This is a genomic window from Dryocola sharpae (assembly GCF_051307055.1).
Lineage (GTDB): Bacteria > Pseudomonadota > Gammaproteobacteria > Enterobacterales > Enterobacteriaceae > Dryocola.
Genome location: NZ_CP149994.1, coordinates 2679737 through 2699203, shown reverse-complemented (window position 1 = coordinate 2699203; position 19467 = coordinate 2679737). Strand labels below are relative to the sequence as shown.

Below are 19467 nucleotides of genomic sequence, written 5' to 3'. Positions count from 1 at the left end.
GGGAGCATCGGTCGAAAACAAATCAGTAAGCGTTGTAAAAAGAGGAAGGTAAGCATGTCCAGTCACAGTTTTGATAACCAGGTGTCCCCTGAAACCTATCTTTGTCATGGTCCGTTTGATCCTGAGGTCTTCGGGGGAGTGGTTAACCCACCGGTTTATCATGCCTCCACGGTCATTTTCAAAAACTGCAAAGAATTGAGCGAACGCCACCAGGCGCTGTTTGAGGATGCCGAAGATGAGGTGATGTACTACGGCCGCTTTGGCACCCCGATCACCTTTGCCGTGCAAAAGGCGTTGGCGGAACTGGAAGGCGGTTACCGTTCTTTATTAGTTCCAACGGGCCTTGCCGCCTGTACCAGCGCGCTACTGGCGCTGGTGAAAAGTGGCGATCATATTCTGGTCAGCAGCAGCGTTTACGGCCCGACGCGCGGTTTCGTTAATAATGTGCTGGCGAAAATGGGCGTGTCGGCAACCTTCTTCGATCCGACTATTGGCGACGGCATTGTTGATCTGTTCAGGGAAAACACCACCGTCGTGTTTACGGAATCCCCTGGTTCGCAAACCTTTGATATGCAGGATATTCCCGCTATTTCCCGGGCCGCACATGCGCGCAATGCGAAAGTGATTGTTGATAACACTTGGGCTACGCCGCTGTTTTTCAAAGCCTTTGACCACGGTGCAGATGTTTCAGTACACGCAGCAACCAAGTACATCGTCGGCCATTCTGACGCGCAGATGGGGCTAATTACCGCCAACAAGGAGACATGGCTGGCGATCCGTCGCTTCGTCTATCTCTTTGGCCTGCATGCCGCGCCGGACGACGTTTATCTGGCACAGCGCGGCCTGCGCACGATGTCCCTGCGTCTTGAACGTCATCAGGCCTCAGCGCTTAAAATTGCAAAATGGTTTGCAGAACGTGACGAGGTTGAACAGGTGCTGCATCCGGCGTTGCCTTCCTGCCCGGGTCATGAAATCTGGAAACGTGACTTCACCGGCTCAAGCGGGTTATTCAGCGTGGTGCTAAAACCGCACTATTCAAAAGAGTCCGTCGAGAATTTTATTGATAGCCTGGAATATTTCGGCATCGGTTTCTCCTGGGGCGGTTTTGAAAGCCTGGCGATTCCGTTTAACCCGCGCAAAGATCGCCCGGAATATCACTGGCCGTATGAAGGGCAATCCTTCCGTTTGCAGATTGGCTTAGAAGATCCGGTGGATTTAGTGAAGGATTTGGATCAGGCGCTTCGTCATCTGAAGGCATAACACCCTATGGGGCGCCAGCCGCGCTGGCGCTTGTTATACTCACGCGATGAAAACATTCTGATTTACGGATGCAGTAATGGATATCCCGATTGACCTTAAGCATTTACACACGCTTCTCACATTGCGCAAAACGGGCAATCTCACGCGTGCGGCAGCTGCTTTGCAGCTGACGCAGTCGGCGTTATCGCACCAGATTAAACAGCTGGAAGACCATTACGGCGTTTCGCTATTTGTGCGCAAAACCTCGCCGGTACAGTTTACCCATGCCGGGGAGCGTTTATTGCATCTGGCCGAAACGGTGCTGAATGCAATGGAGGAGGCCGATCGCGATCTCTATAAGTTTGCCAGCGGCAAACGGGGTGAGCTGAGGGTGACGCTTGAGTGTCATACGTGCTATGGCTGGTTATTGCCGGTGATGGATGAGTTCCGCAAAAAATGGGCCGAGGTTGAAATCGATATTCTGCCAGGCTTCCAGCCGGATCCGGTAGGCTTGCTGCTGCAGAACAGGGCGGATGTTGCCATCGTTGATGAAACTGAACAAACGGAAATGGTCAGCTATAGCCCGTTGTTCAAATATGAAATGGTGGCCATTTTGCCCAACGAACATCCTTTGGCGCAAAAGCCATGGCTGGAAGCGGAGGATTTTTACGGAGAGTCGCTCATAACCTATGCCGTGCCGGAGGAGCGAATCGACCTGTGCCGTAAGATCCTCAAACCTGCCGGCATTCCGGTACGGCGAAAAACTACGGAACTCACCATGGGAATTGTTCAGCAGGTTGCCAGCCAGCGGGGCATTGCCGCGTTACCCATCTGGGCAGTGTCGGAATATCTCGATAAAAACTATGTTACGGCCAGGTCGATTACGAAAGATAAGCTCATGTCGGAAATATGGCTCGCATCGCTAACCGATAATATGGATAAAGACTATGTGCGCGACTTTATTCAGTTTATTAAACAGCGCTGCATGCGTCTGTTGCCTGATATCCAGATTACGTAATCGCACATTTCACCCAGTCAGGGAATTTATTGCGATAAATTCTCAGGCTACGCTATTTCTTGCAAGGAGAAAAAATGAAAAACATTATTAATACTGAGTCAGCGCCCGCGGCTATTGGACCTTATTCTCAGGGCGTCTCTTTCGGAGATTTGGTAATGACCTCCGGACAGTTGCCGCTTGATCCGGCAACCATGGCTTTCCCGGAGGGCGGCGTGAAAGAGCAGACTCGCCAGTCGCTGTTGAATGTGCAAGCCGTGCTCGAAAAGTCTGGCGCTGCGCTGGATAGCGTGCTGAAAACTACCTGCTTCCTGGCCAGGATGGAAGATTTCGCCGCGTTTAATGAAGTTTATACCGAGTTTTTCGGCTCAGCGGGGGCCCCGGCACGCTCATGCATTCAGGCAGGCAAGCTGCCTAAAGATGCTTTAGTTGAAATCGAAGCCATCGCGTACATTAAAAAATAACCAGACAGGAGGCAGGGTGGACGTTCACCGCATTAAACGTGTGCATCATTTCTACTACTGCCTCCTGGTTGCGGTAAAAATGTATAGTCGCGAACGGCGCTGTCTGAATAAAGTCGAAGAGAATGTATTTATTTACTGTTGGCTAAAGAAGGCTGCGGAAAATAGTGCTTTTGATTCTGCTGTGCAAGAAGAGATCGGCTGGTTGAGCTCTCAATTACGAGGTCAGGGGATGGCTTCAGACATATTTTCGGTCGTTGAACATGTATTTGTTAAATTAGATTCCCTGCTAAGCGTGAAATGTTAGAGGGGCGGAAAGGGAAGCATCAGCGATTTTGAGAGGATTCATTCCGGAGTGATAAACTTATCTCCCAACAGGGGGTTCCTGGCCCAGAATAGGGTTATTGAGGGCGATTTAGTCGTTTCATGAATCCACAAATTTTATCGATCGCCTGCAAATGAACCAGGATAGCGCATCAGATGACCACAGAACATCTTCTCTCAGTACCCGAACAACATAACAATATTATCCGTCTGGCGGCTGCTCAGGCGCTAGCCGGGGCGAACTCGGTCGTTTTCTATGCCACCGGGGCCATCGTCGGCAATGCCATCGCTCCCAGTGCGTCGCTCTCAACGCTGCCCATCACCATGTTTGTGCTGGGGATGGCGGCTTCGATCCTGCCTTTCGGCGCTCTGGCTAAAAAACGAGGGCGAAAAGCCGCGTTCATGACCGGGACCGGGGCAGGGGTGATTACGGGCCTGACGGCTGCACTGGCGGTCGTTATTGGCTCGTTTGCGTTCTTCTGCTTTGCCGCGTTTCTGGGCGGGGCCTATGCGGCCGTTGCGCTCAGTTTCCGCTTTGCAGCAACGGATGGGGTATCTCATGAGCGCCGCGCCCGGGCGTTGTCGCTGGTGATGGGAGGGGGCGTGGCAGCAGGCGTCATCGGCCCGATGCTGGTTACCGGAACAATGAATCTCTGGCCGCCCCATACCTTTGCCATCACGTTTATTGCTCAGGCGCTGGTAGCGGTGATTGCGGCTTTCATCCTCAAGGGCGTGACGCCTGCGGAGCCTGCAACGGCGGCTAAATCCGGAGGTCGTCCTCTGCACGAAATCATTCGGCAGCCAGGCTTTGCCAGAACCGTATTCAGCGGGGCGGTGACCTATATGGTGATGAATTTCCTGATGACCGCCGCGCCATTGTCTATGCACATGCACGGCATTTCCCAGGAGGCCTCAAACCTCGGCATCCAGTGGCATGTGATTGCCATGTACGGGCCTGGGTTTTTTACCGGCAAGCTCATCAATCGTTTTGGCGCGATGCGCGTTGCGGCCGCAGGGCTGCTGATTACCGCAGGTTCAGTCATTGCCGGATTAAGCGGAACGGAGATCCATCATTACTGGCTGTCGTTGATATTGCTGGGGCTTGGCTGGAATTTTGGTTTTATCGGGGCGTCGGCCAGGATCATCGATTACCACCGGCCTGAAGAGAAAACGCAGGTCCAGTCCCTGAATGATTTTGTGGTGTTTGGCGTGATGATAGTCGGCTCTTTTTCGTCAGGCGCGCTGCTCAATCTCTACGGCTGGAATGCGGTTTTATGGGGCTCGCTGGTGCCGGTAGGTCTGGCGTTTCTGGCGCTTATTCTGGGGCGTCGCGATTTATCCACGAAAAACTAAATTAAGCCCGCATCCTGGACTGGCTCCATACTGCGGGCTTGTTTATTGCTAGGCCACCGCCTGTCGTTCTGCATCAGCGGAATCGCGCTTTTCCAGTTTTTCAATTAACCTGTCTGCGACATTGGCTGACCAGGCGGCAATCGTCAGGCTTGGCGCGCCGCCCGGCGAGGCAGGAAGAGCGGCTGCGTCGGCAACGTACAAGCCTGGATGATCGAATACCTCACCACCCGCGTCCACGACGCCATCCGTAGCGGAGCTACCCAGACATGCCCCTCCCATAGGATGGACGGTCACCGGATTGCGCGGCGCATAGATTTTCGTCCCGGTCCTGGCCTTAATGTTTTTTAGTTCATCATCAATGTCCGCATAGATGCTGTTTTCATTCTTGTCATAGCTGATTTTAAACTTACCGCCCCGGGTTGTTACTGAGCCGTTACTTTCATCGCCGCCGAAGGCGATAATGACGGACTGTTTACGTAGCCAGCGCTTAATGAATGACGGCATCGGTACATCGTCCAGGCCCTGAATACTGGCCCGTAAGACAATAACGCGATCGTTCGTGGAATCCTTTAAGCGGAAAGGCGAGGCGATAGGCATGCCTTTCGACAGATCGGCTGTGCTGTTCTCTTTCCAGACGCCGAAGAAGTCGCCATTGCCGCTGAATTTAAGGCCAAGCCGTGGCATACCTGAGAGGCCGCCTGCAGAATCGCGACTACGCATAAGTAATCGCAGGGTATTCAACGCCCCTGCGGCCAGAATTACATGCTCAGCTTGTACAGATTCAACCTTACCGCTGCGATGATTCTGATACTGCACTTCGTAGCGCATAGCGCTGTCCGTCTGCGGCTCTAACTTTTGGATCGACAGGGCTTCACACATCTCCTGCACAACCAGCCCTTGTTTTATCGCGGGCCAGATAAAGGTGAAATCGAGAGTGGTTTTTGCCCCGGAAGGTGAACCCAGGAAGCTGTTATTTTTCATGTCGCACTCCCAGCGCTCGATGCCATTGCTGTCTGTTATTTTGACCGGGTAACCAGGTTTTTCAGGGACCAGCATGCCAATTGCCGGGTCGCCGAGCGAGGTGAATAAGCCGTTATAATTTGCCTCCTCAATACGGTTTGGCGCTTTATCGGCTGCGGTTAATGGACGGGCATTAAAGGCATTAATGATTTCGTCATAGTAGCGCTCCATTTTTTTCTGGTCGATCTCCGGGTGATGGTTATCCCAGTAATTTGCTACCAGCGGCCTGTCCAGAAAACCGGCATAAACATGGCTTCCGCCTCCCACGCCCGACGAGCAGATAATGTTGATTCCCTTACCCGCGTAGGCTTCTATGAAGCCTTTTTTATTCAGTGTGAGCGTCTTCCTGAACAGGTGCGAACCTACCGTTCTCAGACCATGCGTAAAGGCCTTACTTCCCTGCGGAAGCGGGACGAGGTTTTTAAGTCCGATTGAACGGTTTGGAACAGTATCACGCCATGGACCGCGCTCCAGCATAAGGACATCGCGACCCGCAGCGGCCAGGCGTCGTGCAGCAATAGCGCCGCCGAAACCACTGCCAATAATCAATACTTCAACTTGCTTTGTCATTGACCTGCCTTGTAACTGATCCCACCGTGGCGCTGTTGGGCTGAAATCCGGGTGGGAAGGTGGGAAGGAGGGAGCGGCAGGCTCAACCGGCCGCTCCGTTCGGAGAAGATGCACGCGCTATGCGGAATCAACAGGAGCGTGGCGCAGAAGCGGGCTGCTGCAAAGCCTCCTGCTGAAGCGTTTCGAGCAATCTGTCGGCAACGTTAGCTGCCCAGACGGCAATGGTCAGACTGGGCGGCCTGCCTGGCGACTCAGGCAGCGCGGCCGCATCGGCGATATACAGACCCGGATTGTCAAACACTTCGCCATTGGCGCCGATGACGCCGTCCAGATTAGATGTCCCCAGGCAGGCTCCCCCAAGAGGCTGCACGGTGACCGGTGCGGCGGGGGAGTAGATTTTAGTTCCGGTCCTGCTTTTTATCTCCCTGACTTCGTTTTCGATTTCCTGATAGACGTGACTGTCCGATTTGTTATAAACCACGGTAAATTTTCCGCGTTTCATCGTCATCACGCCGTTGTTGTTGTCTTTGCCCAGGGCAACGATAAGTGAATTTTTGCGAAACCATTTTTTGAGGAAGGCGGGGAAAGGGATTTCATCCAGCCCCTGGATTGCGGCGCGCAAAACCTGAACGGATTTGCTGGTGGAATTTGCCGCCCGGAATGGACCGCACAGGGGAAGGCCTTTTGAGAGGTCGCGAGCGCTGTTTTCTTTCCAGAAACCAAAGTAGCCGCCATTAGTGCCAAAGCTTAAACCCAGTCGCGGCATGCCTTCGAGGCCTGCGTCGGCGTTACAGCTGTGCATCAGCAGACGGACCGTGTTTAAGCAACCTGCGGCTAAAATCACGTGTCCGGCGCGCACGCTTTCATTTTTATTTTTATGATGATTGCGATAGCGAATTTCATAGCGCATGCCGTCAGCATCGTTAGTTGGCAATTTATGAATTGCCGTGACTTCACACATATCACGAACAACCAAACCGTTGCGCATCGCTGGCCAGACAACTGAATAATCGAGCGTTGTTTTAGCGCCTGAAGGAGAGCCGAGAATACTGTTATTTTCATATTCGCATTCCCATCGCTCTACGCCATGAGCGTCAACAACTTTTGCGGTGGTGCCAGGTTTATTGGGCAGCAGCATACCGATAAAGGGATTCGCCAGTCCCTGTGTTGATAACGCGCCATCATAATGCGTCTGGGCAATATTATTCGGAACCCGATCGTCATCGTTAACAGGTCTGGCCTGCAGAAGATCGATGATTTCGGCATAATAAGTGTCCATAGAGGTTTTAGAAATGAGCGGGTGGCGATTGGCCCAGTAGTCGGGGTCAGACGGTTTTGCCAGCATAGCGGCATAGACGTGACTGCCGCCGCCAACGCTGGACGAGCAGATAATATTTATACCTTTACCGACAAATGCTTCAATAAAGCCTTTTTTATTAAGCAGGGCAAATTTCTTCAGCCGATTCGAACCGAGCGATCTTAACCCATACGTGAAGGCTTTTTTTCCCTGTGGCAAAGGTGCAAGGTTAGCCATTTTGATTGAGCGATTGGGCACGGTATCGCGCCAGGGGCCTCTTTCCAGCATCAGCACATCGCGCCCGGCATCCGCAAGGCGTTTTGCCGCGATTGCACCGCCAAAACCGCTTCCTATGACAACTGTTTCTGCTTGCGTTTTCATTAAGACACCTGAACTCTTATAAGGTAAGTTTTCCTGCATCAGGGATGGAAATTTGCCGCTAACAATAAATCACTGCGTTATTATGGTTATCTTCTTGTTAATGTCTGAGCTGTATTTTGTTGCGGAATCATTGTCTGGAGTAAATAAAACGGCGACAAGTTAGATAATGTATCTGGTGTTAAAAGATTATCTATCCAGGCGCTAAGCCGCCGGATTTACAGCGCTTTTTTTTGAATAAAAAAGTTGGTTAAATAAAAGTCATAGCATATATGAATTTAGTTCAAAACATCTGTCTGTTATTTAAGCAGCAATTCTGCGTTTAGCTTTCACCGATGATACTGTGTACCCAATCGGTTAACGCTTTCACACCAGGCCGGTTACGATTCTCACGCGGCATGATTAAGTCATAACCTCTTTTAGCCGGGATCTCGATATTGAACGGCGTGGTTAATCTTCCCTCCGCGATATAGTGTTTAACCAGCTGTTTCCTCCCCATGGCAATACCGCTGCCGGTGAGGGCTGCTTCAATCGACATATGGCAATTATTGAAACTCATAAAGTTATCTTCAACGGGGAGTGCCATATTGGTTGCTGAACACCATTCGCGCCACTCTGAGAAGATATCCTGTGAGTCGACGGATTCAGAAGCGTGAATAAAGCGCATTTTATCTGTCCACTTTTTATCGCGGCTGATTTGATGACTCAGGGCAGGCGTACAAACGGGTACCAGCCACTCATCGGCAAGGCGCTCGCAATAGAGGTCAGGGTATTTCTGCATGCCGTAGTAGATTGCTACATCAACGCGCTCGTGGTTGAAATCAACCAGTCCAGCGCGAACGCGAAAGTTAATGTTCAGATTTGGCCAGCGCCGGGCGAACTCCTCCAGGCGCGGCATCAACCATATAAACGAAAAGGTCGGGGGCAGGCCAACCGATAATGTACCGCGCAGCCCCTGTACGCGAATATCTTCAATTTCGTCATCAATGCGCTTCAGGGAAGATGACAGCACGCTCAGCAGGCGGGCGCCTTCGTCCGTAAGCTGTAACCTGCGCGTCATGCGGATAAAAAGTCGAAATCCCAGCCTCTCTTCGAGATGTCGAATGCGCTGGCTGACCGCACCCTGGGTGAGGTTTAGCGTGCTGGCCGCTCGGGTAAAACTCAAATGAAGCGCGGCACATTCAAACGTATGCAGTAGCGACAGTATGTTTTGTGGTACGAGCATAACCGTTTCCGTTCCTTTTGACCTGTATGCGTTAATCAAGCTAATGCATACCTGCGCAACGATCGTTTGTCCACCTCTAATCACCGGGCTTAAATAAATCCGCTAACGCTCATCAACAAGAGGTGACCCTATGAATGGTTTGAAAATAGTTGTGATCGGTGCAGGTTCGAGCTATACGCCAGAGCTAATGGAAGGGATAATTAAACGGCAGCATGAGTTCCCGGTTCGCGAGCTATGGCTGGTCGATATTGAAGATGGTCGTGAAAAGATGGCCATCATCGCCGGGCTGACGCGAAGGATGTTACAAAAAAATGGGCTGGATATCCCGGTTTTTGAAACGCTGGATCGTCAGCAAGCTCTTGCTGGCGCTGACTTCGTCTGTTCGCAGTTCAGGGCCGGGTGCCTGGAAGCGCGCATCAGCGACGAACGCATTTCGCTGAAATATGACATGATTGGTCAGGAAACCAACGGCCTGGGCGGTTTTGCGAACGCCTGCAGAACCATCCCTGTTGCGCTTAAAATAGCGGCCGAGATGGAAAAACTTTGTCCCGATGCGTGGCTGCTGAATTTCACTAATCCATCAGGTATGGTCACGGAAGCGATAATCAAACATAGCTCCGTAAAAACGGTCGGTTTATGTAACGTTCCTGTAATTATGCAAAAAGGCATTGCCGGTATGCTCGGCACGGAAGATATAAATGATTTTATTATGCAGGTAGCGGGCCTGAATCATTTCATCTTTGCCCGTCATGTCTGGTACAAAGGCAAAGATATTACTCCTGACATTATCAGCAATATTGAGCAGGGCAACGATCCTCTGATCCCCAAAAATATCCCGCCGTTTAAATGGCCGGAAGGCATGATCAAAAACCTTGGCATGCTTCCATGTCCATACCATCGTTACTACTATATGAGCGATGATATGTATCAGCAGGAGCTTAGTGAAGCAAAAGGTGAAGGCACGCGTGGTGAAGTGGTGAAACTGCTCGAAAAAGAGCTGTTTGATATTTATCGTAACCCTGACCTTGCGGAAAAACCCAAAGCGCTTGAAGGTCGTGGCGGGCAATATTATTCTGATGCCGCCTGTGAGTTGATGAGCGCAATTTACAATGACAAACGCATCATTATGCACGTCAACACTCGCAACAACGGCGCTATAGCGGGTATTGCTGATAACTGTGCCGTTGAGGTCAGTTCGATAATCACCAGCGCCGGGCCAATACCACTCAACGTTGAGCCTTTCCCGGATGACATTCTGCGACAGATTCAGCTGATGAAAACCTTTGAAGAACTGACAATCGAAGCGGCCGTCACCGGTAACCGTCATACAGCCTGGCGCGGATTAGTCATTAACCCCCTGATTAAAAGCGGAGCGGTTCTTGCGCAAGCTTTAGATGAAGTTATAGAACATAACAGGCGCTATATGCCGCTGTTTCATAACAAAGCCTGAGCCGATTATCACTCAATAAGCTCTACGCGCAGTAAGCCTTCACCCTAAAAGGGAAAAAGCATGGCGGCATCAGTATGCCGCCATGCTTTTAAAGAACCGATTTTAATTCTTGTAGTTAAAACTTACTTTTTTAAAGGCGTTTCATTGCAAAGATTCCCGCAAACGCCCCCCCGATCATAACGATACTGATTAAGAGATACATCACAGCATTAAAGTTATTGGTTAAGCCTAATATAAACCCTATTATGACAGGAGATAAGGCGCCAAAACCAACAGCCATACCATTTAATGCTCCTGCGGCAGAAGATATCGCTGCGGAAGGGACCATCCCCTGCAATAGGGTAAATACGCAAGGCAGCTGCATTGATGAGGCCCCTATGCCAAATGAGATGACAATTGCGGCTGTATAGTTATCAGTAATATTCACTCCCGTCAAAATTCCCCCAGCACATAACAGGGCTGAGATAAGCATTATCATGCCTTTTTTTCCGGTTCGATCGACTATTATTCCTGAGACGATCTTGAATAATAAACCAAATATAAAAGGTAATGACGACATCCATCCCACGTTTGCCCAGGAAAAACCGCGCTCGGTATTCAGGTATGTAGGAAGCCAGGTGACAATACCCCAGGACAACATTGAGTTGGAAGCGAAAATGATTAACAGCATCCAAAAATTGCCGTTGCAAAGGTATATCTTAGAACGTGCGATTATTGATGCTTTTTCACCTGGCACATTGTTGGAGTTGTTATTTGATAGCCTCTCTTCGATAATCTCCAGCTCGCTGGCATTGATGAATTTATTTTCTCGCGGGGTATTTGAGGTGAAAAAATATATTAAAAGAAGCGGGATCAGGCTTAAAGAGAATGAAAAGTAAAATGTGTATCGCCAGGAATACTCGGCGATGATCCAGGTAAAAACAGGCATTGCTATGGCTGGAGATAATGATTGCCCTAAAATCCATGCGGTATTCGCTCTTCCTCTCTCTTTAGGGGGAAACCAGTTTTTGATAAAAGTATTTTGCATCGGATAGTAAAGGCCTTCTCCGATGCCTAATAAGATACGCGTGCCAAGCAAAAATCCAAAGATACCTGATACTCCACCCAAAAGAAGCGAGGCGCTGATAATAAAATAAGCAATAATCATCGCTTTTCGCGGGCCGATGAGATCGCCTACCGGACTCAGGATAACGTTAGAAATGCCGTAGGTGATTAAAAATAAACTCATTAATAATCCGATGTAAACCGGTTTGCCGACAAGTCCCATGTCGGTTAAAAATTGTGAGTTTGCCGCAATGATTGAAATATTCACGCGATCTAAGTAGATAACAGAAAGGCTAATAAAAAGAATCGATAACACATAAAACCGCTGTCTGGTCGGTTTTTGTACAGCTGTTGAAAGCGGCACCGTTTGGGAAATATGATTATCACTGTTCATATAACATTCCTTATCGTCCGGGCAGGGAGGTAAAAAATCTCGTTTCTGCACGGATGAGCACAAATGAGATTTACCATTTCGATATTTATCGGTCGACTCGACGGTTAACTACCGCTTTGCTTCGGTTAAAAACCATTGTCGCGCGAGTTTTTCCCAAAAATAAGCGCCTAACGTAAGATTTTTATCGTTAAAGTCGTAGGAAGTGCTATGAAGATCCCCTCCTGAAAACTCATCGTTACCATTCCCAATCCATCCATATGCGCCCGGTACCTCCTGCAGCATAAAGCCGAAATCCTCAGCGGTCATTGCAGGTAGTACATCGGAACTGGCATTCTCTTCTCCTACCATTTCGCGCATTATATTGGCCATAAACTTCGCTTCTTTAGGATGATTAGTTGTGTTTGGGTACCCGCCATGATTAATAATCACCTCGGCTTGAGCGCAATGGGCTTCAGCAATATAGTGAGCTATACGTTTTACGCCGTCTAAAAGTAGTTTTTGAGATTTATCAGTTAAAGTCCGGCACGTGCCAAAAATTCTGGCTTCGGCAGGAATGATATTTGGTGAGGTTCCCGCTTCTATTTTACCTATAGTCAGCACCACTGAATCAAGCGGATCAATACGACGTGATACTAAACTCTGCAGTTGTGAAACGATAAAACAAGCTATCGGAACAGGATCAATAGTCGAATGGGGAAGTGCGGCATGGCCGCCTTTGCCGCGCACAATTATTTCAAAGGTAATACCGGAAGCCATGATTGGGCCGGTTTTTGTGCCCATCTGCCCTTGAGGAAGATCTGGCCAGTTGTGTAAGGCAAAAACCGCCTGGCAAGGAAATCTTTTGAACAGGCCCTCATTCATCATGACGCGAGCACCGGCACCGCCTTCTTCACCCGGCTGAAAAATAAGATGAACCGTGCCGTCAAAATTTCGGTTAGCAGCCAGAAGCTCCGCAGCACCCAGCAGCATGGTGGTATGCCCATCATGTCCACAAGCATGCATGCACCCTTTGCGCTGGCTTGCATACTCAAAGTCATTAACCTCCTCCAGCGGCAGGGCGTCAATATCTGCTCTGATTCCTAGCGTTGGACCGGGGTTGGCTGGGCTACGGTTATGACCATATATACTCCCTACTAAACCCGTAGTCGCCAGGCCACGTTCACAGGGAATATCTAAAGCTGAAAGATATGCAGCGATCTTTTCCGACGTGCGATGCTCCTCGAATTTCAATTCCGGATACATATGCAAATCCCGGCGAAATTCTGTGAGCCGTTTCACATCTAATTCTCTTTCATGGTTATCCAGCATAGGGCAGGTCTCGTTTCAGATAGGGTTAGAAGTAAAAGTCGTCTTTCAGGCAAAGCGACTTTTTTCATTTTTATTGATTCAATTCACTGAAATTTATTGAGGGTTTAAATAGAGATTTTGCTTTTCCAACAATATTTTGCACGCTGTCCATGCTTGAAACCTCTCGATATCAATGATAGAAATATGGAGATATACCGTAAAATACCTTTTGAACATCCCACTCATGCCGATGAGGTATAGCCATGGAATTGCGTCAGTTACGGTACTTCACAGCTGTAGCCAAACTTGGCAGTATTAGTCACGCGGCACAGGAGCTTCACATTGCACAACCCGCCCTGACGCGCCAGATCCAGAAATTAGAGGACAATTTAGGCGTTTTGTTGTTTGAACGAACTGCACGTGGCGTGAAGCTTACTGATGCCGGCAACCAGTTTTTGCTTGATACGGAAAAATTGCTTGAGGATGCAGCTACAGCAAAAGAACGCGCAATACGTGCTTCGCGAGGTGAGTGCGGCAAAATTTCTATTGCTCTTCCCGTCATACAGAACGCGGCTCCGTCTATTACTGCACTTTTAAAAGCATTCAAAAAGGAAGCGCCAAACGTTGGTGTTACGCTTCATCATCTCATTTCAGAAGTTCAGCTCGCCATGATAGCGGAAGGGCAACTGGATGCAGGCTTTTTATTATTCAGGCCCCTCAGCGATCCCTTATTTGAGGGGGTTCCCGTTTATAAAGAAAGAATGTTATTAGCCTATCCCGCGGAATGGAAATGGCCAGATAATAAAGAGCCTAAATTTTTGAGAGACCTGCAGGATCTGGATTTTATTTGGATACCGCGTACAGCGGCACCGGCATGGCATGACAGACTAATTCACTGTTTTTTTGATGCAGGCTTTACGCCACGCTCGGTTATGCATGGGGTTGATGCCGTATCAATGCTGACTTTAGTTTCTGCCGGAATGGGGTGTACAATCGTTGCGGAAGGAACCCGGCATCTTGCGCCGCCCAGTGTGGCATTCTCGACCTTATCCGATTTGAATATTGAACAGGAATGGGAATTAGTATGGCGCAAAGACCGCTGCTCAGAAGTATTGAAGCGTTTAATAAGCATGATTTAATTTTTAAACTGCATCGAAACGGATAATCAGACGACCTCAGAGTCGTTAATAATACTGATGCACACATTTTGCTAGTTATATTCGATCATACAAAACATGCGGATGTATAGCGTTATCAATCATTTCGATGTGGTCAGGGATATTAGCACTCTGCATAATTTGGTTGACCCCTTCGATTTTCAACTCTCAGGATAACTATTACCTCTTATGGACACCTCAGCATAACGTTAAATGAAGCTGATCTAACTTTTAAAGCATTGTTCTTTATCGATCCGTTTTCTCTGCGCGGTATGTTCTTTCCCGGAAAGGACATCATCCTGTATGTGACCACACTCCGGGCCCCATCAGGCGCTGCACGCCATTGCCCGGGATCCATGCCCACATATATCTGCTTTCGTGCCATAACCCATCAATCGTGGCGCTTTATTGAGGATATTTTCACTCATCGGCCCGTATGGATTATGGTCGCCGGGGAACGCCAGGAAGAGAAAGTCCGTGAGCAACTAAGATGTTGAAAGGTTTATCAGAAGGTTTGAGGCTGCGGATTTTCGTGTCATTAAGAGACACCGGGTGGACACTCCGTCATCGAACTGAAATGTCCCCGGATCAGACCGCCAGGTTTTCCCGATGCGGAGGGTAAAATCAAAAAGCACCGGGAAGAGTTTTCATGCTAACCTGTTGAAACAACATCAGATAAGGATTTGCAAAGAGGCATAAAAACAGGAAATTGGCTCCTCTGACTGGACTCGAACCAGTGACATACGGATTAACAGTCCGCCGTTCTACCGACTGAACTACAGAGGAATCGTAGTGCGGCATATCTTAGCGAGTGCGCCTGGTTTGTCAAATCCTGAATCGGACTGCGGAGGCTGTTTGCGGATTCTCGCAACGATTTGCCCTCTTTTCAGGCGAACGGCAGCAAAAAATTCTTTGCAGGATAAGCGTTTGTAAATCATTATTTGAAATGTGGTTTCACTTCTCTCACAGGTCACCTTTGAACTTATATGCCGCAGTACGCCAGCGCGTTGAGAAAACGCACTGGTACGCCAACAGAAAAAGCTATCGCACCCTTTTCTGGCGCGAAATTACTCCCCTCGCTGTGCCTATCTTCCTGGAAAATACCTGTGTGTTAATGATGGGCGTGCTGAGCACCTTCCTCGTGAGCTGGCTGGGTAAAGAAGCGATGGCGGGCGTTGGGCTGGCCGACAGCTTCAACATGGTCATCATCGCCTTCTTTGCCGCAATCGATCTGGGCACAACGGTGGTTGTCGCCTTCAGCCTCGGCAAGCTCGATCCAAAACGAGCGCGGGCGGCAGCGCGGCAGTCTCTGGTCCTGATGACGATTGTCGCAGTATTCCTGGCGATTGGTATTCATCTGGCCGGCGAGCATATCGTGAACGTTATTGCCGGAGAGGCGACGCCGGAAGTGAAGGCGCTGGCGCTTTCTTATCTGCAAACTACGGTCTGGAGTTATCCCGCCGCGGCCATCGCATTAATTGGCAGCGGAGCGCTGCGTGGAGCGGGGAACACCAGAATCCCCCTGCTGATTAACGGCGGCATGAACATTCTCAACATCATGATCAGCAGCGTGCTGATCTACGGCCTTTTCGACTGGAAGGGCATGGGCTTTGTCGGCGCCGGGCTGGGGCTGACTATCTCTCGCTACATTGGCGCGGCAGGCATTATCTACGTGCTGATGATTGGCTTTAACCCGGCGCTGCGCATCTCGCTCAAAAGCTATTTTACCCCGCTGAAGCTTAATATTCTCTGGGAAGTGCTCGGCATCGGTATTCCCGCCAGTATCGAGTCTGTGTTATTCAACGGCGGCAAACTGTTAACGCAGATGTTCGTCGCCGGCATGGGGACTAACGTTATCGCCGGTAACTTTATCGCTTTCTCGGTTGCGGCATTGATTAACCTGCCGGGGAACGCCCTGGGCTCTGCCTCAACCATTATCGTTGGCAGGCGTTTAGGCAAAGGGCAAATCGGGCAGGCGGAGCGGCAGTTACGGCATGTATTCTGGCTGTCGACGATTGGGCTGACGATTATCGCCTGGGGAACCGCGCCTTTCGCCGGGCTGTTCGCCTCGTTCTATACGCGTGAGGCCGACGTAAAAGAGGTGGTTAAAGTGCTTATCTGGCTTAACGCCGCCTTTATGCCAATCTGGGCGGCTTCATGGGTGTTGCCGGCCGGGCTGAAAGGCGCGCGCGATGCGCGTTTTGCGATGTGGGTTTCGATGCTTGGCATGTGGGGCTGCCGGGTTGTGGCAGGCTATACGCTGGGGATCGTGCTGGGCATGGGCGTGGTGGGCGTCTGGCTGGGGATGTTCTTCGACTGGGCGGTTCGCGGGGCATTCTTCTACTGGCGCATGGTAAGCGGACGCTGGCTGAAAAAATATCCGCGCCCGGAAAAACAGCCTGTCATAGCGGTACCGGCAGTTGGGCAAAATAAAAGCTGAAAGGCTACGCTTAGCAAAACGCCTCTGCCTGGAGTGTAAAATCATGCGCCTGAAATCGTGTTGCAGTTTGCTGCTCCTGATCGTCTGCCAGAGCGTGCTGGCCGTCAGCTATCCGTTACCGCCGGAGGGCAGCCGCCTGGTGGGCAGCCCGCTAAAAATTACCGTGCCGCAGGGAAATAAACTGCCGCTTGAGGCATTTGCGGCGCAGTACGGCCAGGGGCTAAGCAACCTTATAGAAGCCAACCCCGGCGTGGATGTGTTTCTACCCCACGCTGGCTCGGAGCTGATTATTCCTCAGCAGTTAATATTGCCGGATACCGTGCGCGAGGGCATTGTCGTCAACGTCGCAGAAATGCGGCTCTACTATTACCCGCCGGAGGGCGGCACGGTTGAGGTTTTCCCGATAGGCATCGGCCAGGCGGGGCGAGAAACCCCACGCAGTTGGGTCACCAGGGTTGAGCGCAAACAGGAGGGACCAACCTGGGTGCCTACCGCGAATACACGACGCGCGTATGCCAAAGAGGGAAGAAGCCTTCCGGCCTACGTACCGGCGGGGCCGGATAATCCAATGGGTCTTTACGCCATATATATCGGCAGGTTTTATGCAATTCACGGCACCAATGCCAATTTTGGCATCGGTTTGCGGGTCAGCCAGGGCTGCATTCGTCTGCGAAATGAGGATATTAAATACCTCTTTGAGAGCGTACCGGAAGGCACGCGCGTTCAGCTTATTGACCAGCCGGTGAAGGTGACAACCGAGCCGGATGGCTCCCGCTGGCTGGAGGTTCATGAGCCGCTATCCCGCAACCGCAGCGAATTTGAGTCGGCCAACAAAGTGCCGCTGCCTTTAACGCCTTCGCTTAACGGGGCGATGAAAGGAGAGGGCGTTGATCTGCTTCGCGTCAGCGGCGAGCTGGAACGCCGTTCAGGGATGCCGGTCAAGATCAGTGACGCCGCGCCGGGAATAAGAGCGGGGTAGGCGCCAGTCGCGAAAATATACCGTTGTGTCACGGAGGCAACGGTATGTAGGCGGCTCAGAAAGAGTGCCAGTTCCGATCTTCTGCTGGCTGGCGTGACGGGCGGCCTGCCGGTGTGCGGGTCGCTGGCCTGACATTTTCAGCCGCTGGCTTCTCTTGCTGATCATGCAGCACAAAGGTGCGGATATTTTCCAGCAGCAGACCCGCCTGTTCTTTCAGAGAGCTGCTGGCCGCCGAAGACTCTTCCACAAGCGAGGCGTTCTGTTGGGTGGTGGTGTCTATCTGTCCCATGGCGGCGTTAATTTGTCCGATACCATCGCTCTGCTCATGGCTGGCCTGAGTTATCTCTTCGACAAGCTGCTGCACGCGGGAGACATTCTCTACTATCTCCTGCATCCCCTTGTCCGCCTGGGTAACGAGCCCGCGGCCGTCCGTGATTTTGCTTACCGAAACGCTGATGATATCGCGGATTTCTCTCGCGGAGACGGAGCTACGTTGCGCCAGCGTCCTCACTTCGCCGGCCACGACGGCAAAACCGCGCCCCTGCTCGCCCGCGCGGGCGGCTTCCACGGCGGCGTTAAGCGCCAGGATATTGGTCTGGAAGGCGATACCTTCAATAACGGTAATAATATCCGTCATCTTTTCTGACGCGCTGTGAATATCCTGCATAGCCGCCGAAACAGAATTCATGCGTTCGGTATTTATCCTGACTACCTTTCCTGTCCCGGTGAATAGACCGTTCACCCGGCGGGCATTCTCTGCCGTACTTTTTATCGTGGAGGTCAGCTGCTCCAGGGTGGCTGCGGTTTCCTCCACGCTCGCGGCTTGTTCTTCCGTACGGGAGGCCAGATCCTGGTTACCGGCATCAATTTCATTGGCCGCCATGGCAATACTTTCCGCACCGGTTCTGACGTTCCGGACGGTCGCTCCCAGCGCCGTCACCATATCCCGCAGAGAGGCCATCAGCTGCCCGAGTTCATCCCGGGAATCAACCTGCACCTTTGTGGTGAGATCGCCTGCGGCCACTCTGCCGGCGACGGTAAGCGCCTGCTTAAGCGGACGGGTAATGCTGCGGGTGATATACCATGCGATTAACGCGCCTGAAACGACCCCGAGGATCACGAACAGCGCCATCAGCAGCTCAGTCTTTCTTGAGGTTTTCTGAATCTCCGCATGGGTGTTATCGATGAGCTGTTTCTGAAACTCCACCAGCGCCTGCAGAGCCTGGATATAGTGCTGGCTGGCCGGCAGGAACTTTTCGGAAATGAACAGATTCATGCCGTCCAGCTCTGCGCGCTCTGCCATGCTGAAGCCTTCGCTGCGCAAGGCAAGATATTTCTCTTGTGCCGTCATTATCGCGCTCAGGCGTGCTTTTGCCGTTTCATGTTTAACAAGTGGAATAAGGCTGGACTGGACGGCGGCCGTTTGCTCAGCGTCAGCGGCGATATTGCTGAGAATTTTATTCCGCAGCGCGGTATTTTCGGTACCCATTGCGGCCGTGGCATTCCCGCTGTTTCGGTCAATCAGAGTAAGCCACTCCACAGCAAGCCGCTCTTTTTTAAGATCGAGATTTATCATTTCGTCCACATCATGGACGTTTGTGCCGGTAAATTGCCAGGCGCTGAGTCCCATCATGACCATCAGGAGCAATACAACAGCAAATCCGCCGCCAAGCCGGATACCTACGCGCATATCGTTAATTTTCATAAAAATTCCTTTAACTCCTTCTTCCGATAGACATGCTCTGAGCATTTAAATGATCCGCAGGGGCCTGCAGTTGGTTACGTTCCCCGCTAACAGGTATCGGAAGAAAGAACGTTTTCTGTAGGGTTTTCG

14 protein-coding genes, 1 tRNA gene and 1 pseudogene are annotated in these 19467 nt (G+C 50.9%); 8 read left to right on the top strand and 8 right to left on the bottom strand.

All coding sequences use genetic code 11. The features are described from left to right. Nucleotides 1-54: 54 nt before the first annotated feature. The 4 genes from metC to WLO31_RS12960 all read left to right on the top strand — a co-directional run bounded on the left by metC (nt 55) and on the right by WLO31_RS12960 (nt 4392). Nucleotides 55-1260 carry a cystathionine beta-lyase gene (gene metC / locus WLO31_RS12975; protein ID WP_435927017.1) on the top strand — a complete coding sequence of 402 codons (1206 nt, stop codon included), beginning with the start codon at nt 55-57 and terminating at the stop codon, nt 1258-1260. Between the two features lie 76 nt (nt 1261-1336). Continuing rightward, nucleotides 1337-2257 (top strand): LysR family transcriptional regulator, encoded by a 921-nt coding sequence (locus tag WLO31_RS12970; RefSeq protein WP_435927016.1) that lies wholly within the window; start codon nt 1337-1339, stop codon nt 2255-2257. Between the two features lie 74 nt (nt 2258-2331). After that, nucleotides 2332-2718, top strand: coding sequence for a RidA family protein (locus WLO31_RS12965; protein ID WP_435927015.1), 387 nt, complete (start codon nt 2332-2334; stop codon nt 2716-2718). Nucleotides 2719-3195: 477 nt separating this feature from the next. Next, the gene (locus WLO31_RS12960; protein ID WP_435927014.1) at nt 3196-4392 is read left to right on the top strand and encodes an MFS transporter; all 1197 of its coding nucleotides are present in this window, start codon (nt 3196-3198) and stop codon (nt 4390-4392) included. A 48-nt stretch (nt 4393-4440) separates the two neighbouring features. Here WLO31_RS12960 and WLO31_RS12955 read toward each other — a convergent pair whose 3' ends face one another. The 3 genes from WLO31_RS12955 to WLO31_RS12945 all read right to left on the bottom strand — a co-directional run bounded on the left by WLO31_RS12955 (nt 4441) and on the right by WLO31_RS12945 (nt 8882). Further along, nucleotides 4441-5982 carry a GMC family oxidoreductase gene (locus tag WLO31_RS12955; RefSeq protein ID WP_435927013.1) on the bottom strand — a complete coding sequence of 514 codons (1542 nt, stop codon included), beginning with the start codon at nt 5980-5982 and terminating at the stop codon, nt 4441-4443. Between the two features lie 127 nt (nt 5983-6109). Then, nucleotides 6110-7660: a GMC oxidoreductase gene (locus WLO31_RS12950; RefSeq protein ID WP_435927011.1), complete on the bottom strand. Its 1551-nt coding sequence runs from the start codon at nt 7658-7660 to the stop codon at nt 6110-6112. 319 nt (nt 7661-7979) lie between these two features. Continuing rightward, nucleotides 7980-8882: a LysR substrate-binding domain-containing protein gene (locus WLO31_RS12945; protein ID WP_435927010.1), complete on the bottom strand. Its 903-nt coding sequence runs from the start codon at nt 8880-8882 to the stop codon at nt 7980-7982. A 130-nt stretch (nt 8883-9012) separates the two neighbouring features. On the opposite strand from WLO31_RS12945, the gene WLO31_RS12940 reads away from it, so the two are divergent. Next, a complete protein-coding gene (locus WLO31_RS12940) occupies nt 9013-10332 on the top strand; it encodes a 6-phospho-beta-glucosidase (protein ID WP_435927009.1) in 1320 nt (439 codons plus the stop codon). 130 nt (nt 10333-10462) lie between these two features. On the opposite strand, the gene WLO31_RS12935 is transcribed toward WLO31_RS12940, so the two are convergent. Both WLO31_RS12935 and WLO31_RS12930 read right to left on the bottom strand, forming a co-directional pair. Then, complete coding sequence (locus tag WLO31_RS12935) at nt 10463-11770, bottom strand: MFS transporter (protein WP_435927008.1); 1308 nt, start codon at nt 11768-11770, stop codon at nt 10463-10465. A gap of 108 nt (nt 11771-11878) precedes the next feature. Beyond that, nucleotides 11879-13078 (bottom strand): amidohydrolase, encoded by a 1200-nt coding sequence (locus WLO31_RS12930; protein ID WP_435927007.1) that lies wholly within the window; start codon nt 13076-13078, stop codon nt 11879-11881. Nucleotides 13079-13320: 242 nt separating this feature from the next. On the opposite strand from WLO31_RS12930, the gene WLO31_RS12925 reads away from it, so the two are divergent. Beyond that, nucleotides 13321-14196, top strand: coding sequence for a LysR family transcriptional regulator (locus tag WLO31_RS12925; RefSeq protein ID WP_435927006.1), 876 nt, complete (start codon nt 13321-13323; stop codon nt 14194-14196). Between the two features lie 347 nt (nt 14197-14543). On the opposite strand, the pseudogene WLO31_RS12920 reads toward WLO31_RS12925, so the two are convergent. Both WLO31_RS12920 and WLO31_RS12915 read right to left on the bottom strand, forming a co-directional pair. Beyond that, a pseudogene (locus WLO31_RS12920) lies at nt 14544-14678 on the bottom strand (integrase); the annotation flags it as partial. A gap of 246 nt (nt 14679-14924) precedes the next feature. Then, a tRNA-Asn gene (locus WLO31_RS12915) sits at nt 14925-15000 on the bottom strand. 190 nt (nt 15001-15190) lie between these two features. On the opposite strand from WLO31_RS12915, the gene WLO31_RS12910 reads away from it, so the two are divergent. Further along, nucleotides 15191-16654 carry an EmmdR/YeeO family multidrug/toxin efflux MATE transporter gene (locus tag WLO31_RS12910; protein ID WP_435927005.1) on the top strand — a complete coding sequence of 488 codons (1464 nt, stop codon included), beginning with the start codon at nt 15191-15193 and terminating at the stop codon, nt 16652-16654. Nucleotides 16655-16697: 43 nt separating this feature from the next. After that, entirely contained in the window at nt 16698-17633 is a 936-nt protein-coding gene (gene ldtA / locus WLO31_RS12905) for a L,D-transpeptidase (RefSeq protein WP_435927003.1), read from the top strand. A gap of 55 nt (nt 17634-17688) precedes the next feature. On the opposite strand, the gene WLO31_RS12900 is transcribed toward ldtA, so the two are convergent. Then, nucleotides 17689-19338: a methyl-accepting chemotaxis protein gene (locus WLO31_RS12900; RefSeq protein ID WP_435927002.1), complete on the bottom strand. Its 1650-nt coding sequence runs from the start codon at nt 19336-19338 to the stop codon at nt 17689-17691. Nucleotides 19339-19467 lie beyond the last annotated feature (129 nt).

Excerpts from the sequence above, each read along its gene's own strand:
- metC (WP_435927017.1), top strand. The coding sequence starts at position 55 with ATGTCCAGTCACAGTTTTGATAACCAGGTGTCCCCTGAAACCTATCTT.
- WLO31_RS12970 (WP_435927016.1), top strand. The coding sequence starts at position 1,337 with ATGGATATCCCGATTGACCTTAAGCATTTACACACGCTTCTCACATTG.
- WLO31_RS12965 (WP_435927015.1), top strand. The coding sequence starts at position 2,332 with ATGAAAAACATTATTAATACTGAGTCAGCGCCCGCGGCTATTGGACCT.
- WLO31_RS12960 (WP_435927014.1), top strand. The coding sequence starts at position 3,196 with ATGACCACAGAACATCTTCTCTCAGTACCCGAACAACATAACAATATT.
- WLO31_RS12955 (WP_435927013.1), bottom strand. The coding sequence starts at position 5,982 with ATGACAAAGCAAGTTGAAGTATTGATTATTGGCAGTGGTTTCGGCGGC.
- WLO31_RS12950 (WP_435927011.1), bottom strand. The coding sequence starts at position 7,660 with ATGAAAACGCAAGCAGAAACAGTTGTCATAGGAAGCGGTTTTGGCGGT.
- WLO31_RS12945 (WP_435927010.1), bottom strand. The coding sequence starts at position 8,882 with ATGCTCGTACCACAAAACATACTGTCGCTACTGCATACGTTTGAATGT.
- WLO31_RS12940 (WP_435927009.1), top strand. The coding sequence starts at position 9,013 with ATGAATGGTTTGAAAATAGTTGTGATCGGTGCAGGTTCGAGCTATACG.
- WLO31_RS12935 (WP_435927008.1), bottom strand. The coding sequence starts at position 11,770 with ATGAACAGTGATAATCATATTTCCCAAACGGTGCCGCTTTCAACAGCT.
- WLO31_RS12930 (WP_435927007.1), bottom strand. The coding sequence starts at position 13,078 with ATGCTGGATAACCATGAAAGAGAATTAGATGTGAAACGGCTCACAGAA.
- WLO31_RS12925 (WP_435927006.1), top strand. The coding sequence starts at position 13,321 with ATGGAATTGCGTCAGTTACGGTACTTCACAGCTGTAGCCAAACTTGGC.
- ldtA (WP_435927003.1), top strand. The coding sequence starts at position 16,698 with ATGCGCCTGAAATCGTGTTGCAGTTTGCTGCTCCTGATCGTCTGCCAG.
- WLO31_RS12900 (WP_435927002.1), bottom strand. The coding sequence starts at position 19,338 with ATGAAAATTAACGATATGCGCGTAGGTATCCGGCTTGGCGGCGGATTT.